Genomic DNA, 17,577 nt, shown 5'->3' with positions numbered 1-17,577 from the left:
TAACGAAGGCGTCACGGGACGGCCCCTTCCGCCTTGACCAGCGCTTTTCCACCCGCGTCGACCCGCATTTGCTCCCGTGTCGGCCAGAGTTCGCCGGGGCACGGGCGCGGAGTCGCAACGATGTCGGCCGGCGCGTGTCCCGACCGCGGAACAGGGGCATGGGACGCGGATGCCGTCCCCCAGCGTGTGCGTCTGCGTCCCGACCTACGACGAACGCGAGAGCCTGCCGCGCACGGTGGCGGCCCTGCGGCGGGCGGTGCCCGAGGCCGATCTGCTCGTCATCGACGACAACAGCCCGGACGGCACCGGTGCGGTGGCCGAGGAGATCGCCGGCCGGGACCCGCACGTGCGGGTGCTGCACCGGCCCGGGAAGGCCGGGCTCGGGCCGGCCTACGTGGCCGGGTTCCGCTGGGCCCTGGCCCAGGGCTACGACGTCGTCGCCCAGATGGACGCCGACGGCTCGCACCGCCCCGAGGACCTCCCGCGGCTGCTGTCCGCGCTCTCCGGGGCCGACGCCGTCCTGGGGTCGCGCTGGGTCCCCGGTGGCGAGGCGCGCGACTGGCCGTGGCGCCGGGAGGTGCTGAGCCGGACGGCCAACCACTACGTGCGCCTGGCCCTCCAGCTGCCCCTGGGTGACGCGACCGGCGGGTTCCGGGCGTTCCGCCGGCACGCCCTGGAGCGGGTCGACCTCGACGGTGTCCAGTGCGAGGGCTACTGCTTCCAGGTCGACGTCGCCCGGCGGCTGCTCGCCGCGGGGCTGCGCGTGGTGGAGGTGCCGATCGTCTTCCTCGACCGCGAGCTGGGTACGAGCAAGATGAGCGGCCGGATCGTCCGCGAGGCGCTGCTGCGGGTGACCGGATGGGCGCTGGAGCCGCTGCTCGGCAAGGACGGGCGGGACGCCGACCGCGGACCGCGTCGCCAGGGGAGCGTCCGGCCCGCAGTGTCCGCGTCGACCCGGTGACTGGTTCCGCATCCGCGGAACTCTGACGGGCTCGCTGTCCGAGGATGCGGATATGGTGGCGGCGTGCCCGCGACCTACCGCATCGCCGAGGCAGCGGCCCTGCTCGGCGTCAGCGACGACACCGTCCGCCGCTGGATCGACACCGGCCGGCTGACCGCCTCGCGTGGCGGTGGCCCCGCCGTCGTGGACGGGGCGCAGCTCGCGCGGGTGGCGACGGAGCTGCGCGACGCCCCCGAGCCGGGGACGACGCCGTCGTCGGCCCGGAACCGGCTGACCGGCATCGTGACGCGGGTCGTCCGGGACACCGTGATGGCCCAGGTGGAGATCCAGGCGGGCCCCTTCCGGCTGGTCTCGCTGATGTCCCGCGAGGCCGCCGACGAGCTCGGTCTGGAGGCCGGGGTGCGCGCGGTCGCCACGGTCAAGGCCACCCAGGTCAGCGTGGACGTGCCGTGAGCCGCCGTGCGGCCGGGCTGGTGGCCGGTCCGGTGGCCGGTCTGGTGGCCGTGGCCCTGCTCGCCCTCAGCGGCTGCGGCACCGTGGGTGACGCCCCGCCGGGGGGAGCCGAGCGGGGACCGTCGGAGCCGGGAGACCCGGGGCTGACCGGCACGCTGACCGTCCTCGCGGCGGCCTCCCTCACCGATGTCTTCACCGGGTTCGAGGAGCGGCTGGAGGGCGCCAACCCGCAGCTGGAGGTGCGGCTGAGCTTCGCCGGCAGCTCCGCGCTGGCGACGCAGGTGCTCCAGGGCGCCCCGGCCGACGTGCTCGCCACGGCGGACGAGGCGCAGATGGCGCGGGTGGTCGAGGCCGGGCTCGCTTCCGATCCGCAGGTCTTCGCGGGGAACTCCCTGCTCCTGGTGGTGCCACCGGGAAACCCCGGCGGTATCGCCGTCCCGTCGGCAGAGGCAGAGCCGCCCTCCCTGGCGGAGTACCTCGACGACGAGGCGATCGTGGCCGTCTGCGCGCCCGAGGTGCCGTGCGGTGCCGCCGCGGCCACGGTCCTCGACGCCGCCGGGCTCTCGGGGGCGCCGGACACCTACGAGGACGACGTCCGGGCGGTGCTGACGAAGGTGCAGCTGGGCGAGGTCGATGCCGGGCTGGTCTACCACTCCGACGTCATCGCCGCCGGCGACGGCCTCGACTTCTACGGGTTCGCGGAGTCCGAGCTGGCGTTCAACCGGTATCCCGTCGCCTCGCTATCCGGCGCGGCGAATCCCGACGCCGCCCGGGCGTTCGTCGACCTGGTGCTCTCCGACGAGGGGCAGGAGGCGCTGCTGCGCGCCGGCTTCATCCTGCAGACGCGGTGAGCCGCGCCCGGGAGACGACGCGCGTGCCGGCGCCGCTGCTGGTCCCGGCCGCGCTGGGGGTCGCCTTCCTCGTCCTGCCGCTGATCGGGCTGCTCGTCCGGGCGCCGTGGTCGGCGATCGGCCCGGCGCTCGCCCGGCCCGAGGTCGGTGAGGCGCTCCGGCTCTCCGTCGTCTCGGCGAGCCTGGCCACCGTGCTGTCGCTGCTGCTCGGCGTCCCCCTGGCGTGGGTGCTGGCCCGTTCCCGCGTGCGGGGCCGCAGCGTGCTGCGGGCGCTGGTCACCGTGCCGCTGGTCCTGCCTCCGGTCGTCGGGGGCGTAGCGCTGTTCCTCGTGCTCGGCCGGCAGGGGATCGTCGGCAGCTGGCTCGACGACGCCTTCGGCATCACCATCCCGTTCACCACGACCGCCGTCGTCATCGCCGAGACGTTCGTGGCCATGCCCTTCCTGGTGGTCAGCGTCGAGGGCGCCCTGCGGGCCGCCGACGCGCGGTTCGAGGACGTCGCGGCGACCCTCGGCGCCGACCGGTGGGCGACCTTCCGCCGGGTGACCCTCCCGATGGTGGCCCCCGGGGTGGTGGCGGGCGCGGTGCTCTGCTGGGCGCGGGCGCTGGGCGAGTTCGGGGCCACGATCACCTTCGCCGGCAACTTCCCGGGGACGACGCAGACGATGCCGCTGGCGGTCTACCTGGCGCTGCAGCGGGACCCGGAGGCGGCCATCGTCCTCTCGCTGGTCCTGCTGGCCGTCTCGCTGGCCACGCTGCTGCTGCTGCGGGACCGCTGGCTGGGGCGGGCGGCGGCGTGAGCGTCTCGGCGCGGATCGCCGTCCGGCGGGGGACGCTGGCCCTCGACGTCGCGGTCGAGGTCGCCGACGGCGAGGTGCTCGCCGTCCTCGGGCCGAACGGGGCGGGCAAGTCCACGCTGCTGCGGGTGCTCGCCGGGCTGCTGGCGTCCGACGACGGGCGCGTCGTCGTCGACGGGGCGGTCTGGGACGACGCGCCCGCGGGGACGCACCTGCCGCCGCACCGGCGGTCGCTGGGGGTGGTCTTCCAGGACGCGCTGCTCTTCCCGCACCTGAGCATCGCCGAGAACGTGGCGTTCGGGCTCCGGTCGCGCGGCGCGGGGCGGGCCGAGCGGCGCGCGGCGGCGGACGCGTGGCTGGACCGGGTCGGGCTGTCGGGCTCCGGCGACCGGCGACCGGCCCAGCTCTCGGGAGGTCAGGCCCAGCGCGCCGCCCTCGCCCGCGCGCTCGTGGGCGAGCCGGCGCTGCTGCTGCTGGACGAGCCGCTGTCGGCGCTGGACGCCCGCACGCGGCTGACCGTCCGCGCCGAGCTGCGCCGGCACCTCGCCGCCTTCGCCGGCAGCACCGTGCTGGTCACCCACGACCCGGTGGATGCGATGGCGCTGGCCGACCGGGTCGTCGTCGTGGAGGACGGGCGCGTGGTGCAGGCCGGCACCCCGGCGGACGTGAGCCGCCGCCCGCGGACGGACTACGTGGCCCGGCTGGTGGGGCTCTCCCTGCTGGCCGGGACGGCCGACGGCGGCACCGTGCGGCTCGACGCCGGGGGAGCGGTCGCCGTGGCCGAGGAGGCCCGCGGCCCGGTGTTCGCCGCGATCCGCCCCGAGTCGGTGGCCCTGTACGCCACCCGGCCCGACGGGAGCACCCGGAACCTGTGGCGGGAGCGCGTGGTGGGCGCGACCCCGCACGGCGCCACGGTGCGCTGCGAGCTCGACGGCGAGGTGCCCCTGGTCGCCGACGTCACCGCCGCCTCCTTCGCCGAGATGGGGCTCGCGCCCGGCGCCGAGGTGTGGGCCGGCGTGAAGGCCTCCGAGGTGGCCGTCTACGCCCGCTGAGAGGGTGGGGGCATGAGCAGCGTCGCCGCCGTCGTCCTCGCCGCCGGGGGCGGCCGCCGCTACGGGATGCCGAAGGCGCTGGTCGAGTACGAGGGCAGCCTGCTGGTCGAGCGGGCCGTGCGGACGGCGCGGGCGGCGTGCGACGTGGTGCTCGTCGTCCTGGGCGCGCAGGCGGTCGACGTCTGGCGCAGCGCCGACCTGACCGGGGCCACGGTCCTGGCGAACAAGGACTGGGAGACCGGCATGGCCTCCTCGCTGCGCGCGGGCCTGGACGGGCTGCGCGGGTTCCCCGGCACGGTGGACGCCGCGCTGGTCACCCTGGTCGACATGCCGGGGATGACGCCGGAGGCGCTGGCCGCGGTCGCCGCGCACGCCGCCCCGGGCGCGCTCGCCGTCGCCACCTACGACGGGGTCCGCGGCCATCCGGTGCTGCTGGGGCGCGAGCACTGGGCGGCCGTGGCGGAGACTGCGACCGGCGACGAGGGCGCCCGCCGCTACCTCGCGGAGCACTCGGTCCCCGGAGGTGTCACCGAGGTCGACTGCACCGGGCTGGCCGACCCGGCCGACCTCGACGTCCCGCCGCCGGGGGTACCTTCGGGCCCGTGATCGCCCGGGTCGTCGATGCGCCGCTCTCCGTCGCCGAGCACGAGGACGCCGTCGCCGACAAGCGCGCGGGCGCGGTGGTCTCCTTCGCCGGGGTGGTCCGCGACCACGACGGCGGCCGGTCGGTGACCGAGCTGGAGTACGTCGGGCACCCGACCGCCGCCGACGTCCTCACCGAGCTGGCCGAGGAGTTCGCGGCTCGTCCCGGCGTGCACGCCGTCGCCGTCAGCCACCGCGTCGGGCTGCTGGGCATCGGCGACGTCGCCCTGGCCTGCGCGGTGAGCACCGCGCACCGCGGCGAGGCGTTCGCCGCCTGCGCCGAGCTCGTCGACGAGGTGAAGAAGCGGCTGCCGATCTGGAAGCGGCAGGTGTTCACCGACGGCGAGGAGGAGTGGGTGGCCTGCCCGTAGGCAGGCTCAGCCCGCGAACTCCCGCACCGGGCGCCCGGCCACCCCCGGTTGCACGTGGAACAGCGCGCCGGCCGCCGGCTCCTCGTCGGGGCCCATGCCCTCGCGGGAGGTGGTGATCCAGAGCTCGTCGAGGCCGGCCCCGCCGAACGTGCAGGCGGTGACCTTCGGCGTCGGCACCTCCACGACGGCGTCCAGGCGGCCCGCGGCGGTGTACCGGTGCACCGCTCCGCCGCCGTACAGGGCGACCCACACCCCGCCCTCGGCGTCCACCGTCAGCCCGTCGGGGTTCCCGTCGTCGCCGAGCGCCACGAACGGCCGCCGCCCGGTCAGCCCGCGCTCGCGGTCGTGGTCGAAGACGTCGACCCGGTGCGTCGCGGTGTCGGCGTAGTACGCCAGCGACCCGTCCGGGCTCCACTCCAGGCCGTTGGAGACGGTGACGCCGCCGAACACCTCGTGGGCGCTGCCGTCGGGGTCCAGCCGGTACACCGCGGCGGCCCCGGGCGCCTGGTCGTAGGCCATCGACCCGCACCAGAAGCGGCCGTCCGGGTCGCAGCCGCCCTCGTTCATGCGCACACCGGCGTCGTCCCACAGCGGCTCGAGGGCGGTGACCGTGCCATCGGGGCCCTCCAGGGCGAAACCCCGTTCGACCGCGATGACCGCGCCGCCGCCCCGCCGTGGGCGGAGCGCGGCGGCGACGTCGCCGACGTGCCGGCGGGAGACGGCGCCGTCGGCGTCGCCCAGGGTCAGGACGTCGCCGGCGAGCATGTCCACCCAGCGCAGGCCACCCCAGGACGGCGACCAGACCGGCCCCTCGCCGTGGTGGGCGAGGGATCCGGTCGCCTGCTCAGCGCGCACCTGCTGCTCCTGCCACCCGGCGATCACGACCCACCGCGATCATGGCCCACGGCGGCGCCGGTGTCGCAGCGGGATCAGCGGCGCTCCGGCGCGAGCCGGGCCAGGTCGGCGGGGGAGGGGCCGGGCAGGTCGGCGGCCATGAGGGTGTTCAGCATGCGGGCCGTCATCTCCACGAGCGGGAGCTCCCGGGCGGCGCTGCGCGGCCGGGCCCGGAAGGCGATGCCGCAGAGCGTGCCGAACAGCTCCAGGTCAGGGGTGACCAGCGGCACGCCCACGTAGGCGGCGATGTGGCGGATCGAGCCGGAGGTGCGAGAGGCGTAGGCCGGGACGGCGGCGGTGACGGTGGCCACGCGCGGGGCGTTGCCCTCGATCATCTGGCGGCAGAAGCTCTGCTCCCACGGCAGCTCGGTGCCGGCGGCCACGGCCCGCTCCGGAAAGGCCCGCAGCACCACCTGGCGGTCGTCCTGCACGTGGGTCACCACCCACACGTCCCAGCCCACGTACTCGTGGAGGAAGCGCAGCGCGCCGTCGGCTGCCGATGTCCAGTCACGGAACGGCGCGACGTCGTGGATGCCCGCCGGAACCATGTCGTCCATTATTCGGGCGGTGACCATGGGTGAGACAGGGACGAAGGGCCCCCGCGCCGCCCCTACCGGGCGCCGGTCAGGCCCTCGTCACCCGGCTCGCGCTGATCCTGGTCGGTGTCCAGCTCCGCCTCGGCCTCCAGCCGGTGCGCCTCGCCGTCGACCTTGGCCGCCGCATCGCCGTGCGACTCGCCGTACAGCTCCTCGGCGCGGCCGAACAGCTCCTCGGCCTTGGCCTTCGCCTTGTCGAAGATGCTCATCGCTCCATCCTTCCGGGCAGCTCAGCCACCGGCAAAGGGGGGCAGGACGTCGACCACCGCGCCGGGGGACAGCGCCACCGCCCGGTCGCGGGTCTGGGTGCCGTCGACCAGGAACGAGCAGGCGGTGAGCACCCGCTCCAGCCGCTCGCCGTGCTCGTCGACGATCTGGCCCACGAGCTCGTCCAGGCTGCCCGCGTCGCGGGTCTCGGTGTCCACGCCGGCGACCGCGCGGGCGCCGGCGAAGTAGCGGACCGTCACCGACACCGGGTCACCCCCCGATGGCCGACATCGGCCGGCTCGGCTGCAGGAAGCTCGGGTCGTCGATGCCGTGGCCGGGCAGCTTCCCGAGCGTGGCGATCCGCCAGCGGTCGGCCAGCTCGGCGTCGGTCGCGCCCTCGCGCATCGCCGTGCGCAGGTCGGACTCCTCGCGGGCGAACAGGCAGTTGCGGATCTGCCCGTCGGCGGTGAGCCGGGTGCGGTCGCAGGTTCCGCAGAAGGAGCGGGTCACCGAGGCGATGACGCCGACGGTCGCGGGGCCGCCGTCGACCAGCCAGCGCTCGGCCGGGGCGGAGCCGCGCGCCTCGGTGTCGGGGGTGAGCGTGTGGGCCGCCGACAGCCGCTCGAGGATGTCCTCGGCGGTGACCATCCGGCCGCGCGTCCACGCGTGGTGGGCGTCCAGCGGCATCTGCTCGATGAAGCGCAGCTGGTAGCCCTGCTCCAGGCAGAAGTCGAGCAGCGGGACGGCGTCGACGTCGTTGATGCCGTGCAGCAGGACGGCGTTCACCTTGACCGGCGTCAGCCCGGCCGCCTGCGCGGCGGCGAGCCCGGCCAGGACGTCGTCGAGGCGGTCGCGGTGGGTGAGCTGCTTGAACCGGGCGCGGTCGATGGTGTCGAGGCTGACGTTGATCCGGTCCAGCCCGGCCTCGGCCAGCGCGGGGGCCATGCGGGACAGCCCGATCGCGTTCGTCGTCAGGCTCACCTCGGGGCGCGGCGAGAGCGCCGTCGCCGCCGCCACGATGCCGGGCAACCCGGGGCGCAGCAGCGGCTCCCCACCGGTGAAGCGGACCTCGCGGATGCCCAGGTGCTCCACGCCGATGCGCACCAGCCGGGCGATCTCGTCGTCGGTCAGCACCTCCACCTTGGGCAGCCAGTCCAGGCCCTCGGGCGGCATGCAGTAGGTGCAGCGCAGGTTGCAGCGGTCGGTGAGCGAGACGCGCAGGTCGGTGGCGGTGCGGCCGTACCGGTCGACCAGCCCGCCGCTGCCCGGGGGCGGCGCCTCCGGGAGGCGCACCCGGGGATCGGGGAGCGGGCTGCTGCTGGTCACCGCCCGAATGTAGCCGCGCGGACCGACGCGTGCGGCCTCGTCCGCCCACGGACCCGGCTACGCTGCCGATCGCCACCCGAGAGACCGGCGGAGGACGTCCCCGCACTCGCCTGTGGCCAGGAAGCGCGAGAAGAACCCGTGTCACCCCGCACCCTCTTGGACCCCTACCTCCGCCTGTTCGCCGTTCCCGGCTCGGCGTCGTTCTCGCTGGCCGCCTGGATCGGGCGTTTCCCCGCGCCGATGCTGGGCCTGGGCGCCGTCCTCCTGGTGGAGGACGCGTCCGACAGCTACGGGCTGGCCGGCGCGGTCTCCGGCGCGCTGGCGCTCTCCTACGCCGTGGCCGGCCCGCTGTGGGCCCGGCTGATGGATCGGCGCGGCCAGGGGACCGTGCTGCGCGTGGCGATGGCCGCGTTCCTGCTCACCGGGGTCGCCTTCGTCGCCGCCGTCGAGGGCGGCGCCCCCCGCTGGAGCTGGTTCCTGCTCGCGGCGGCGACCGGGTTCAGCAGCCCGAACATCGGCTCGCTGGTGCGGGCGCGGTGGTCGGCGGTGCTCGACCCGGACGGGCGGCAGACGGCGTACGCGTTCGAGGCGGTCGCCGACGAGGTGGTGTTCGTCCTCGGGCCGCCGCTGGTCACGCTGCTGGCGACCCTGATCGCGCCCCCGATCGGGTTCCTCACCGGGATCGTGCTCGGGGTGGCCGGCGCGCTCTGGCTGGCCGACCAGCGGGCCACCGAGCCGCCGCTGCACGTCGCCGACCCGGCGATCCCGAAGCGGCGCTGGTCGGTGCTCACCCCCACGCTGTTCGTCGTCGTCGTCACCTACATCGCGGTGGGCGCGGTGTTCGGCGGGATCGACGTCGTCGTCATCGGCTTCGCCGAGGAGGAGGGCGCGCAGGCCTTCTCCGGCCTGGTGCTCGCGGTCTTCGCGTTCGGCAGCCTGCTGGCCGGCCTCGTCTACGGCCTGGCCAGGTTGCCGGGGACGCTCGCCACCCGATTCGTCTGCAGCGCCCTCGCCTTCGGGCTGGCCGCGCAGCTGCTGTGGGGCGTGAGCTCGCTGCCCGTGCTCGTCGCCTGCGGATTCCTCGCCGGCCTCACCATCGCGCCGGTGCTGGTGTCCGGGACGTCGCTGGTGGAGTCCCGCGTGGCGCCGGGCGTGCTCACCGAGTCGCTGGCCTGGACCATCTCCGGGCTGACGATCGGTGTGACCGCGGGCTCGGCGCTGTCGGGTGCCGCCGTGGACGCCTGGGGTGCGGAGGCGGCGTTCGCCGTCCCGGCCGGTGCCGCCGCGATCGCGGGCCTGCTGGCGCTGGGCGGATCGGTGCTCATCCGCGAGCGGCCGGCGCCCACGGAATTGGTTGAGGACCGCACGACCGGGTAGCCGGGTCCACGGGTCGATCGCGCACAACCAGTCGTGCGCAGCCCCCGTGAACCCCGTTCGGAAGGAATGCCCGTGGCTTCAGCAGTGCCCTCCATCGCGCTCAACAACGGCGTCGAGATCCCCCAGCTCGGCTTCGGCGTCTACCAGGTGCCGCCGGAGAAGACCGCCGACGCCGTGGCCACCGCCCTCGAGGTCGGCTACCGGCACATCGACACCGCCGAGATGTACGGCAACGAGAAGGGCGTCGGCGAGGCGGTGGCCCGGTCCGGCATCGCACGCGACCAGATCTTCGTGACCAGCAAGCTGAACAACGGCTTCCACCGCCGCGACGACGCCCTGCGCGCCTTCGACCAGAGCCTGGCCGACCTCGGCTTCGACTACCTCGACCTGTTCCTCATCCACTGGCCGCTGCCCGGCATCGACGTCGACTTCGTCGAGACGTGGAAGGCGTTCGAGGAGATCTACGCGAGCGGCCGGGTCAAGGCCATCGGCGTCTCGAACTTCACCCCGCACCACCTGGGGCGGCTGTTCGCCGAGACCGAGATCAAGCCGGCCGTGAACCAGATCGAGGTGCACCCCTACCTCGCGCAGGACGACGTCCGGGCGTTCGACGCCGAGCACCAGATCGTCACCGAAGCCTGGTCGCCGATCGCCCAGGGCAAGGTGCTGGACGACCCGGCCATCGTCGCGATCGCCGAGCGACTCGGCCGCACCCCCGCACAGGTCGTGCTGCGCTGGCACATCGAGCGCGGCGACGTCGTCTTCCCGAAGTCCTCCTCGCGCGAGCGGATGGCGGAGAACTTCGCGCTGTTCGACTTCGAGCTGGAGACCGGTGACCTGGCCACGCTCACGGGGCTCGACCGGGCCGAGCGCACCGGCCCGGACCCGGACACGTTCAACTACGTCCCCGGCTGAGCCGGGTGCGCCCGGCGGTCAGCCGGGAGCGGCCCGCGGGAGGGCGGCGCGGACGACGGCCGGCACGGTCGCCTCGTCCACGCCGTCCTCCCGTGCGTCGGCCCGGTGGCGGTCGCCTTACGGACTCCTTACGACCGAGCGCACGGTCGTTTCCGGCCGCCCGGACCGGACACGACAGCAACCGTCCGGAGCATCGAGCGAGCCACGGAGGGGAACCACGATGATCGACAGCGCCAGCATCGCGGAGCTGGGCCACCGCGACGTCTACGACGCCACGGGCAGCCGGATCGGTGAGACCTCCGAGGTCTACCTCGACGACGAGACCGGCCTCCCGGAGTGGGTGACGGTGAAGACCGGGCTCTTCGGCACCAAGGAGTCCTTCGTGCCCTTGCGCGACGCCCAGCTGACCACCGAGGGGCTGCGCGTCCCGGTGGGGAAGGACGTCGTCAAGGACGCCCCGAAGATCGACCCGGACGGCCGGCTCTCGCCGAGCGAGGAGCGCGAGCTGTACCGGTACTACGGTCTGGAGCGCGGCCCCGCGCGGGACGCCGCGGCTCCCGACCGGGCGCCGCGGACGGTCACCGAGCCGGCGCACCCGGTCGACGCGGTGCAGGTGGGCGCGGTCGAGGACGTCCGGCCGGCGGGCGCGGCCGGCGACGCGGTGCGCGACGAGAACCAGGTATCCGGCCCGCTCGACCCGCCCGAGGCCCAGCGGAACGTGGCCGCGCCGGCCACGGAGAAGCCGATCCTGCGCCGCTACGGCGAGCGCTGATCCTCCCGACCACGGGCGGCGCGGGGTGCCCTCCTCCCCCGCGCCGCCCGAGGGCCTTGCCCTAGGAATACGCGGTATGCATACTCCGTATCCATGTCCATCCGGCACGGTCTCCTGGCGCTCCTCGAGCGCGGTCCCAGCCACGGCTACCACCTGCGCGCGGAGTTCGACGCCGCCACCGGCGCCACCTGGCCGCTGAACGTCGGCCAGGTCTACAGCACCCTCGACCGGCTCGAACGTGACGGCCTGGTCGCCCAGGACGGGCCGCCGGACGCCGACGGCCGGATCGCCTACCGCATCACCGACGTCGGCCAGGCGGAGCTGCGCGGCTGGTTCGCCTCGCCGGTCAGCGCGAAGGGCGCCCCGCGCGACGAGCTGGCCATCAAGCTCGCGCTCGCCGTGACCACCCCCGGCGTCGACGTCCTGCGCGTCGTGCAGACCCAGCGCACCGCCACCATGACCGGCCTCCAGGAGCTGACCCGGCTGAAGGCGCGCGCGGACGACGGCCCCGGCGACCTGGCGTGGTCGCTGGTGCTGGACTCGCTCGTCTTCCGGTCGGAGGCGGAGATCCGCTGGCTGGACCACTGCGAGGCGCGGGTCGCCCGGGCGGCTGCCCGGCGCCCCGCCACCCCCACCGCCACCGCCACCGCCACCGCCACGGCCACCGCCTCCGCCACCGCGCCCGGCGCCCCGGCGCCGGCGGCGGACGCAGCTCCCGGCGGGGGCCGGCGATGAGCGCCCCCGTGCTCCAGCTGGCCGGGGTCACCCGCGACCACCGGCAGGGCGAGGCCACCGTCCAGGCGCTGCGCGGCGTCGACCTGACCGTCTCCCCGGGCGAGCTGGTGGCGGTCATGGGCCCCTCGGGCTCCGGGAAGTCGACGCTGCTGCACCTCGCCGGCGGGCTGGACACCCCCACGGCCGGCCGGGTCGTGGTGGAGGGCCGCGACCTCGCGGAACTGTCGGCCGCCCAGGTGGCCGCGGTCCGCCGGCGCAGCGTCGGCTACGTCTTCCAGGACCTCAACCTGCTGCCGTCGCTGTCGGCCGTCGAGAACGTCGCGCTGCCGCTCGAGCTGGACGGCGTCCGTGGGGGCATGGCCCGGCGCGCGGCGCGGGAGGCGCTGGAGGAGGTGGGTGTCGGCGCGCTGGCCGGCCGGTTCCCCGACGAGATGTCCGGCGGCCAGCAGCAGCGGGTCGCCATCGCCCGCGCCCTGGTCGGGCCGCGGCGGCTGCTGCTCGCCGACGAGCCGACCGGCGCGCTGGACTCCACCACCGGGGAGGAGGTGCTCCGGGTGCTGCGGGCGCGGTGCGAGGCCGGGGCCGCCGGGGTGCTGGTCACCCACGAGGCCCGGCACGCCGCGTGGGCCGACCGGGTGGTGTTCCTCCGCGACGGCGTCGTGGTCGACCAGAGCGGGCCGGCCGCGGTGGCGGAGTCGCTGCTCCCTGCCGGCGGCGCCGGGTGACCGCCTGGCTCACCCGCTGGCGCCTCGCGCTGCGGATCGCCCGGCGCGACGCCCGGCGGCACCGCGGCCGCACCGCCCTGGTGCTGGTGATGGTCGGGCTGCCCGTCCTCGCCGTCGTCACGGCGGACACGCTGCTGCGCACCTGGCAGATCAGCCCCGGCGAGTCGGTGCCGTGGACGCTGGGCGCCGCCGACGCGCGCATCGAGGGGGTCGCCCGGAGCCCCATCGAGGCCGATCCGCTCACCGGCGAGCCGCTGGTGTACGAGCCGGACGCCGACGCGGCACCGTGGTCCGCCGCCGAGATCCGCGCCCTGCTGCCGGACGGCGCGGAGGTCGTCGAGCGCACCGCCGGCCGCCTCGCCTACCGGACCGGGGCCGGCTACGCCGACGACACCGCCTACGCCGACGACCTCGGCCGGCCGATCCGGGAGGGCGCCGTCGAGGTCGTCGAGGGGCGCGTCCCGGCGGCGGCCGACGAGGTCGCGGTGAGCGGCGCGGTGGCCGAGCGCGCCGGCGTCGCGCTCGGCGGCACCCTCGAGGTCACTGCCGAGGACGTCCCCCTGACCGTGGTCGGGATCGTGGCCCCGGGCGCCGGCGGGCGCGACGACTTCCTCGTCGTGGCGCCGGGGTCGGCCGACCTGCTGCGCTCGCCTGCCAGCGAGTTCTACGTCTCCGTCCCCGGCGAGCTGGAGTGGCCGGCCGTGCGCGCCCTCAACGACGCGGGCCTCGCCGTCGTCTCGCGGGCCGTGGTGGCCGATCCGCCCGCCGAGGAGGAGTACCGGTCGGACGTCGCGGCGAGCGGCCCGAACACCGCCGAGATGGCCGTGCTCGCGCTGGTCGTGGTCGGCATCCTGCTCGAGGTGGTGCTGCTCGCCGGGCCGGCGTTCGCGGTCGGCCTGCGGCGGCAGCGGCGCGACCTCGCCCTGCTGGCGGCGGCCGGTGGGAGCCCAGCGGACCTGCGGCGGACCGTGCTGGCCTCGGGCGTGGTGCTCGGCGGCGGGGCGGCGACCGGTGGCGCGCTGCTGGGCGTCGGCCTGGCGTGGCTGGCGCTCCCGCTGGTCGCCGACCGGGCCGACGTGCGGTTCGGCCCGTTCGACGTCGCGCCGCTCGACGTCCTGGCCGTGGTCGCCACCGGGCTGCTCGCGGGCCTCGCCGCCTCCGCCGTCCCGGCACGGCAGGCGGCCCGCACCGATGTCGTCCCCGCGCTCGGCGGACGCCGGGGGCAGGTGCGCACCTCCTGGCGGCTGCCGGTCGTCGGGCTGTGCGCCGTCGCGGCAGGCGCGGTGCTCACCGTGCTGGGCGCGCAGGGGAACGAGTTCGGCGTGGCCGCCGGCGCGGTGCTGCTCGTCCTGGGCGCCGTCGCGGCGACGCCTTGGCTGGTCGGGCTGCTGGCCCCGCTGGCCCGGTGGCTGCCGGCCGCGGGGCTGATCGCGGTCCGGGACGCCACCCGCAACCGGACCCGCACCGCCTCGGCCGTCGCCGCCGTCATGGCCACCGTCGCCGCGGTGACGACGATGGCCATCGGCAGCCAGAGCGACAGCACCCAGGACCGCCGCGACTACGTCGCCCAGGCGCCGATGGGCGCGGCCGTGGTGACCCTCTTCCAGGCCGGCGAGGAGGGCTGGGCGGCCGTCGAGGGGATCGTGGCCGAGCAGCTGCCCGGTCATCCGGTCGGCCGGATCGGGTCCGTCGCCCACGTCGAGGACCAGCCTCGCTCGCTGTGGCCGGTCCGGGCCGGCTGCACCGGCGGGCCGGCAGAGTGCTCCTGGTTCCCCGAGGACGTGGGCTGGCTGCGGCCGACGTTCGGCGGCGAGGTCGTGGTGGCCGACGCCGACACGGTGGCCGCGGCGGTGCCCGGCGCGTGGCGCGAGGAGGTGACCGCGGCCCTCCGGGCGGAGCGTGCGGTGGTGTTCGGCAGCGGCGCGGTGGACGCGGCGGGCGAGGTGACGCTGCTGGGTTCCACGTGGAACGGTAGTTCCGACGAGATCCTCGGGCGGTCCGCGCTGCCGGCCACCGAGATCGCGGTCTCGCCAGGCGCGGAGCTCCAGGTGCCGTCGCTGGTCGTGGTGCCCCCGGTGCTGGCGGACCGGCTGCCCGTCCCGGTGACGACGACCTCGCTGGTGATCGGCGGCCCGGAGGCGCCGGTCACCCCGGCGGCGGAGCAGCGACTGGCCGAGGCGGTGCGCACGGTGTCGGCGCAGGCGTACGTCTACGTCGAGCGGGGCTGGACCGACGGCCTGGCGATCGGCCGGCTGCTGCTGTTCGCCGTGGGCGGCGTGCTCGTGCTCGTGGCCACGCTGACCGCCACCGGCCTCGCGCTCGCGGACTCGCGGCCCGACCTGGCCACGCTCGCGGCGATCGGGGCCGCGCCCCGCACCCGCCGGCTCATCGCGATGGGCTCGGCGGCGGTCATCGGCGTCGGCGGCGCGCTGCTCGGCCTGCTGGTGGGCGCGGGGCCGGGCATCGCCGTCGCCTATCCGTTGACCAGCACCGACTTCGGGGCGGGCGCGCGGCCGCTGATCGACATCCCGTGGCTGCTCCTGGCCGGCGTGGGCGTGGCGGTGCCGCTGCTGGCCGTCGCCGTCACCGGGCTGGTCGTCCGGTCCCGGCTCCCGATGGTGTCGCGTCTCGACGGATGAGCACCTGGGAAGGGTCGTGCCGAGTGGGGCCCGGAGGGTTCCGGGCAGGTGCGACGGATGGGCTCAGGGCAGCGGGGGGACGGCACCTGGCCGCGGTGTGATGCGGAGCATCACGGTGTTGTCGTGCCGAGTGGGGCCCGGAGGGTTCCGGGCAGGTGCGACGGATGGGCTCAGGGCAGCGGGGGGACGGCACCTGGCCGCGGTGTGATGCGGAGCATCACGGTGTTGTCGTCACGAAGTCGATCAGTTCTTCGACGCGGCCGATGAGGGTGGGCTCGAGGTCGGTCCAGACCTTCACGCGGGCGAGGATGCGCTGGGCCCACACGTAGCCGGTGTCGTCCTCCCAGCCCAGCCGCTTGCAGACGCCGGTCTTCCAGTCCTCGCCCTTGGGCACCGTGGGCCAGGCCTTGATCCCGACGACCGAGGGCTTCACCGCCTGCCAGATGTCGATGAAGGGGTGGCCGACGACGAGCGCGTGGTCGCCGGTGATCTGCGCGGCGATCCGGGACTCCTTGGAGCCGGTCACGAGGTGGTCGACGAGCACGCCGAGCCGGCGTCCGGACGACGGCTTGAAGTCGCGGACGATGCCGGGCAGGTCGTCGACGCCGTGCAGCGGCTCGACGACGACGCCCTCGATCCGCAGGTCGTGGCCCCAGACCTTCTCGACCAGTTCGGCGTCGTGCTTGCCCTCGACGTAGATGCGACCCTCGCGGGCCACCCGGGCGCGGGCGCCGGCGACGAAGGTGGACCCCGAGGCGCTGCGTGTGGGCATCGCCGGCGCGGCCGCCTTCGGCCGCACCAGCACGACCGGCCGGCCCTCGACCCAGAACCCGGGGCCCAGCGGGTAGCCGCGGACCCGGCCGTGCCGGTCCTCGAGGTGCACGACGTCCTTCTCGCAGCGGACCACGGCACCGACGAACCCGGAGCTGGGGTCCTCCACGACGAGGTCCTTCTCGGCCTCGACCTGCGGAGCCGGCTTCTTCACGGTCCGGGGGTGCACCAGGTTGTCGTACGGCGAGCGGGGCGGCATCCCTCCATGCTCGGCACGACCTGGCCGCAGCCGTGGACGACGCGCCGAGCCGCGTGTCGACGAGCGCCCGGCACCGGCGGTGGCGACACGCCCGGGCAGGGCGGAACTGCGGAGCGTGACGGCCGATACGGCGGGTGCAGCCGCCCTGCCCGGTCGTCCGGGACGGCCGCCCGTACGCCTGTGACCTGGGGAGATGTCCTCAGGCACGGGCCATCCCGATGCGCAAGACCGGGGAACGGATCCGTTGCGCGACCGTGACGATCGGAGCGGCGTCGTTTGCTGCTCCTGATCTCGGTCACCCATCTCTGCGACGAACCAATCCCGAGTCTGGATAGGAGCGACAAGACATGATCGGCACCGAGACCATCAGCCGAGTGATCGGCCAGGACGTGTACGACACCGAGGGTCAGAAGATCGGGTCGGCCTCCGAGGTCTACCTCGACGACGAGACCGGCCAGCCCGAGTGGGTCACCGTGAAGACCGGCATGTTCGGCACCAAGGAGTCCTTCGTACCGATCCGGGACGCCGACCTGACCAACGACGGCGTCCGCGTCGCCGTGAGCAAGGACCGGGTCAAGGACGCCCCGAAGATCGACGCCGACGGGCACCTGTCGCCGGCGGAGGAGCAGGAGCTCTACCGCTACTACGGCCTGGGCACCGGCACCACGGACACCACCGTGGGGATGACCGAGACGACCGGCCGGACCGAGACCGCCGGCATGACCGAGACGACCGGCCGGACCGAGACCGCCGGCATGGCCGAGACGCGGGGCACCGTGGGTCACGACACCTCCGGCCCCAACACCGACGACGCCATGACGCGGTCCGAGGAGCGCCTGGTCGTCGGTACGACCAACGAGGGCGAGCGCAAGGCCCGGCTGCGGAAGTACGTGGTCAGCGAGAACGTGACCGAGACCGTCCCGGTGACCCACGAAGAGGTCACCCTGCAGCGTGAGCCGATCACCGAGGCCAACGCCGGCCGCGCCATGGACGGCCCCGCGATCAGCGAGGAGGAGCACGAGGTGACCCTCCGCAGCGAGCGCCCGGTCGTGGAGAAGGAAGCCGTGCCGGTCGAGCGCGTCAGCCTCGGCAAGGAGTCGGTGACCGAGAACGTCACCGTCAACGAGACCGTGCGCAAGGAAGAGATCGAGGCCGAGGGCGTGGACCCGAACCGGCGGAACTGACCGCCTCCCGGCCTGGCCGGGACCTCGACACGACGGCGGCCGCCTGGGAG

20 protein-coding genes and 1 pseudogene are annotated in these 17,577 nt (G+C 75.2%); 15 read left to right on the top strand and 6 right to left on the bottom strand.

Features of this window, described 5'->3' with window-relative positions; genetic code table 11:
- Nucleotides 1–169: 169 nt before the first annotated feature.
- From BD833_RS10215 to BD833_RS10190, 8 genes and pseudogenes are all read left to right on the top strand, one after another.
- The gene (locus BD833_RS10215) at nucleotides 170–961 is read left to right on the top strand and encodes a polyprenol monophosphomannose synthase (protein WP_166533012.1); all 792 of its coding nucleotides are present in this window, start codon (nucleotides 170–172) and stop codon (nucleotides 959–961) included.
- Between the two features lie 63 nt (nucleotides 962–1,024).
- Nucleotides 1,025–1,414 carry a TOBE domain-containing protein gene (locus BD833_RS22695; protein WP_208092555.1) on the top strand — a complete coding sequence of 130 codons (390 nt, stop codon included), beginning with the start codon at nucleotides 1,025–1,027 and terminating at the stop codon, nucleotides 1,412–1,414.
- The gene (gene modA, locus BD833_RS10210) at nucleotides 1,411–2,265 is read left to right on the top strand and encodes a molybdate ABC transporter substrate-binding protein (RefSeq protein ID WP_243737573.1); all 855 of its coding nucleotides are present in this window, start codon (nucleotides 1,411–1,413) and stop codon (nucleotides 2,263–2,265) included. The genes BD833_RS22695 and modA overlap by 4 nt, the downstream gene beginning before the upstream one ends.
- A complete protein-coding gene (locus tag BD833_RS10205; RefSeq protein ID WP_208092553.1) occupies nucleotides 2,262–3,065 on the top strand; it encodes an ABC transporter permease in 804 nt (267 codons plus the stop codon). The genes modA and BD833_RS10205 overlap by 4 nt, the downstream gene beginning before the upstream one ends.
- Nucleotides 3,066–3,094: 29 nt before the next feature.
- Nucleotides 3,095–3,538, top strand: a pseudogene (locus BD833_RS23525) (ATP-binding cassette domain-containing protein); the annotation flags it as partial.
- A 120-nt stretch (nucleotides 3,539–3,658) separates the two neighbouring features.
- On the top strand, nucleotides 3,659–4,114 hold the full coding sequence (locus tag BD833_RS23520) for a TOBE domain-containing protein (protein WP_481748696.1): 456 nt from the start codon (nucleotides 3,659–3,661) through the stop codon (nucleotides 4,112–4,114).
- A 12-nt stretch (nucleotides 4,115–4,126) separates the two neighbouring features.
- Complete coding sequence (locus BD833_RS10195) at nucleotides 4,127–4,720, top strand: nucleotidyltransferase family protein (protein ID WP_166533010.1); 594 nt, start codon at nucleotides 4,127–4,129, stop codon at nucleotides 4,718–4,720.
- Entirely contained in the window at nucleotides 4,717–5,127 is a 411-nt protein-coding gene (locus BD833_RS10190; protein WP_166533009.1) for a molybdenum cofactor biosynthesis protein MoaE, read from the top strand. Before BD833_RS10195 ends, BD833_RS10190 begins: the two co-directional genes overlap by 4 nt.
- A 6-nt stretch (nucleotides 5,128–5,133) precedes the next feature.
- On the opposite strand, the gene BD833_RS10185 is transcribed toward BD833_RS10190, so the two are convergent.
- The 5 genes from BD833_RS10185 to moaA form a co-directional block, all read right to left on the bottom strand.
- Nucleotides 5,134–5,982, bottom strand: coding sequence for an SMP-30/gluconolactonase/LRE family protein (locus BD833_RS10185; RefSeq protein ID WP_166533008.1), 849 nt, complete (start codon nucleotides 5,980–5,982; stop codon nucleotides 5,134–5,136).
- Nucleotides 5,983–6,056: 74 nt separating this feature from the next.
- Entirely contained in the window at nucleotides 6,057–6,578 is a 522-nt protein-coding gene (locus tag BD833_RS10180) for a histidine kinase (protein WP_243737572.1), read from the bottom strand.
- Nucleotides 6,579–6,631: 53 nt separating this feature from the next.
- On the bottom strand, nucleotides 6,632–6,826 hold the full coding sequence (locus tag BD833_RS10175; protein ID WP_166533007.1) for a hypothetical protein: 195 nt from the start codon (nucleotides 6,824–6,826) through the stop codon (nucleotides 6,632–6,634).
- A gap of 21 nt (nucleotides 6,827–6,847) precedes the next feature.
- Entirely contained in the window at nucleotides 6,848–7,090 is a 243-nt protein-coding gene (locus BD833_RS10170; protein WP_166533006.1) for a MoaD/ThiS family protein, read from the bottom strand.
- Nucleotides 7,091–7,094: 4 nt separating this feature from the next.
- Nucleotides 7,095–8,150, bottom strand: a complete 1,056-nt coding sequence (gene moaA, locus BD833_RS10165; RefSeq protein WP_208092544.1) for a GTP 3',8-cyclase MoaA — start codon at nucleotides 8,148–8,150, stop codon at nucleotides 7,095–7,097.
- A 138-nt stretch (nucleotides 8,151–8,288) separates the two neighbouring features.
- On the opposite strand from moaA, the gene BD833_RS10160 reads away from it, so the two are divergent.
- The 6 genes from BD833_RS10160 (at nucleotide 8,289) to BD833_RS10135 (ending at nucleotide 15,313) form a co-directional block, all read left to right on the top strand.
- Complete coding sequence (locus BD833_RS10160; protein ID WP_166533005.1) at nucleotides 8,289–9,527, top strand: MFS transporter; 1,239 nt, start codon at nucleotides 8,289–8,291, stop codon at nucleotides 9,525–9,527.
- Nucleotides 9,528–9,599: 72 nt separating this feature from the next.
- Entirely contained in the window at nucleotides 9,600–10,442 is an 843-nt protein-coding gene (locus BD833_RS10155) for an aldo/keto reductase (RefSeq protein ID WP_243737571.1), read from the top strand.
- Nucleotides 10,443–10,662: 220 nt separating this feature from the next.
- Nucleotides 10,663–11,214, top strand: coding sequence for a PRC-barrel domain-containing protein (locus tag BD833_RS22690; RefSeq protein WP_208092542.1), 552 nt, complete (start codon nucleotides 10,663–10,665; stop codon nucleotides 11,212–11,214).
- A 93-nt stretch (nucleotides 11,215–11,307) separates the two neighbouring features.
- Complete coding sequence (locus BD833_RS10145; protein ID WP_166533003.1) at nucleotides 11,308–11,949, top strand: PadR family transcriptional regulator; 642 nt, start codon at nucleotides 11,308–11,310, stop codon at nucleotides 11,947–11,949.
- The gene (locus BD833_RS10140) at nucleotides 11,946–12,674 is read left to right on the top strand and encodes an ABC transporter ATP-binding protein (RefSeq protein ID WP_166533002.1); all 729 of its coding nucleotides are present in this window, start codon (nucleotides 11,946–11,948) and stop codon (nucleotides 12,672–12,674) included. The genes BD833_RS10145 and BD833_RS10140 overlap by 4 nt, the downstream gene beginning before the upstream one ends.
- Nucleotides 12,671–15,313 (top strand): ABC transporter permease, encoded by a 2,643-nt coding sequence (locus BD833_RS10135; protein WP_166533001.1) that lies wholly within the window; start codon nucleotides 12,671–12,673, stop codon nucleotides 15,311–15,313. The genes BD833_RS10140 and BD833_RS10135 overlap by 4 nt, the downstream gene beginning before the upstream one ends.
- Before the next feature lie 217 nt (nucleotides 15,314–15,530).
- On the opposite strand, the gene BD833_RS10130 is transcribed toward BD833_RS10135, so the two are convergent.
- Nucleotides 15,531–16,343, bottom strand: coding sequence for a DUF3097 domain-containing protein (locus BD833_RS10130; protein WP_166533000.1), 813 nt, complete (start codon nucleotides 16,341–16,343; stop codon nucleotides 15,531–15,533).
- A 347-nt stretch (nucleotides 16,344–16,690) separates the two neighbouring features.
- Here BD833_RS10130 and BD833_RS10125 point away from each other — a divergent pair, with 347 nt between their 5' ends.
- Entirely contained in the window at nucleotides 16,691–17,527 is an 837-nt protein-coding gene (locus BD833_RS10125; protein ID WP_166532999.1) for a DUF2382 domain-containing protein, read from the top strand.
- The last annotated feature ends 50 nt before the right edge of the window (nucleotides 17,528–17,577 follow it).

Source organism: Blastococcus xanthinilyticus, assembly GCF_008124835.1.
In the GTDB taxonomy this organism is placed as follows: domain Bacteria; phylum Actinomycetota; class Actinomycetes; order Mycobacteriales; family Geodermatophilaceae; genus Blastococcus; species Blastococcus xanthinilyticus.
This window is presented reverse-complemented; position numbering and strand designations above follow the sequence as displayed.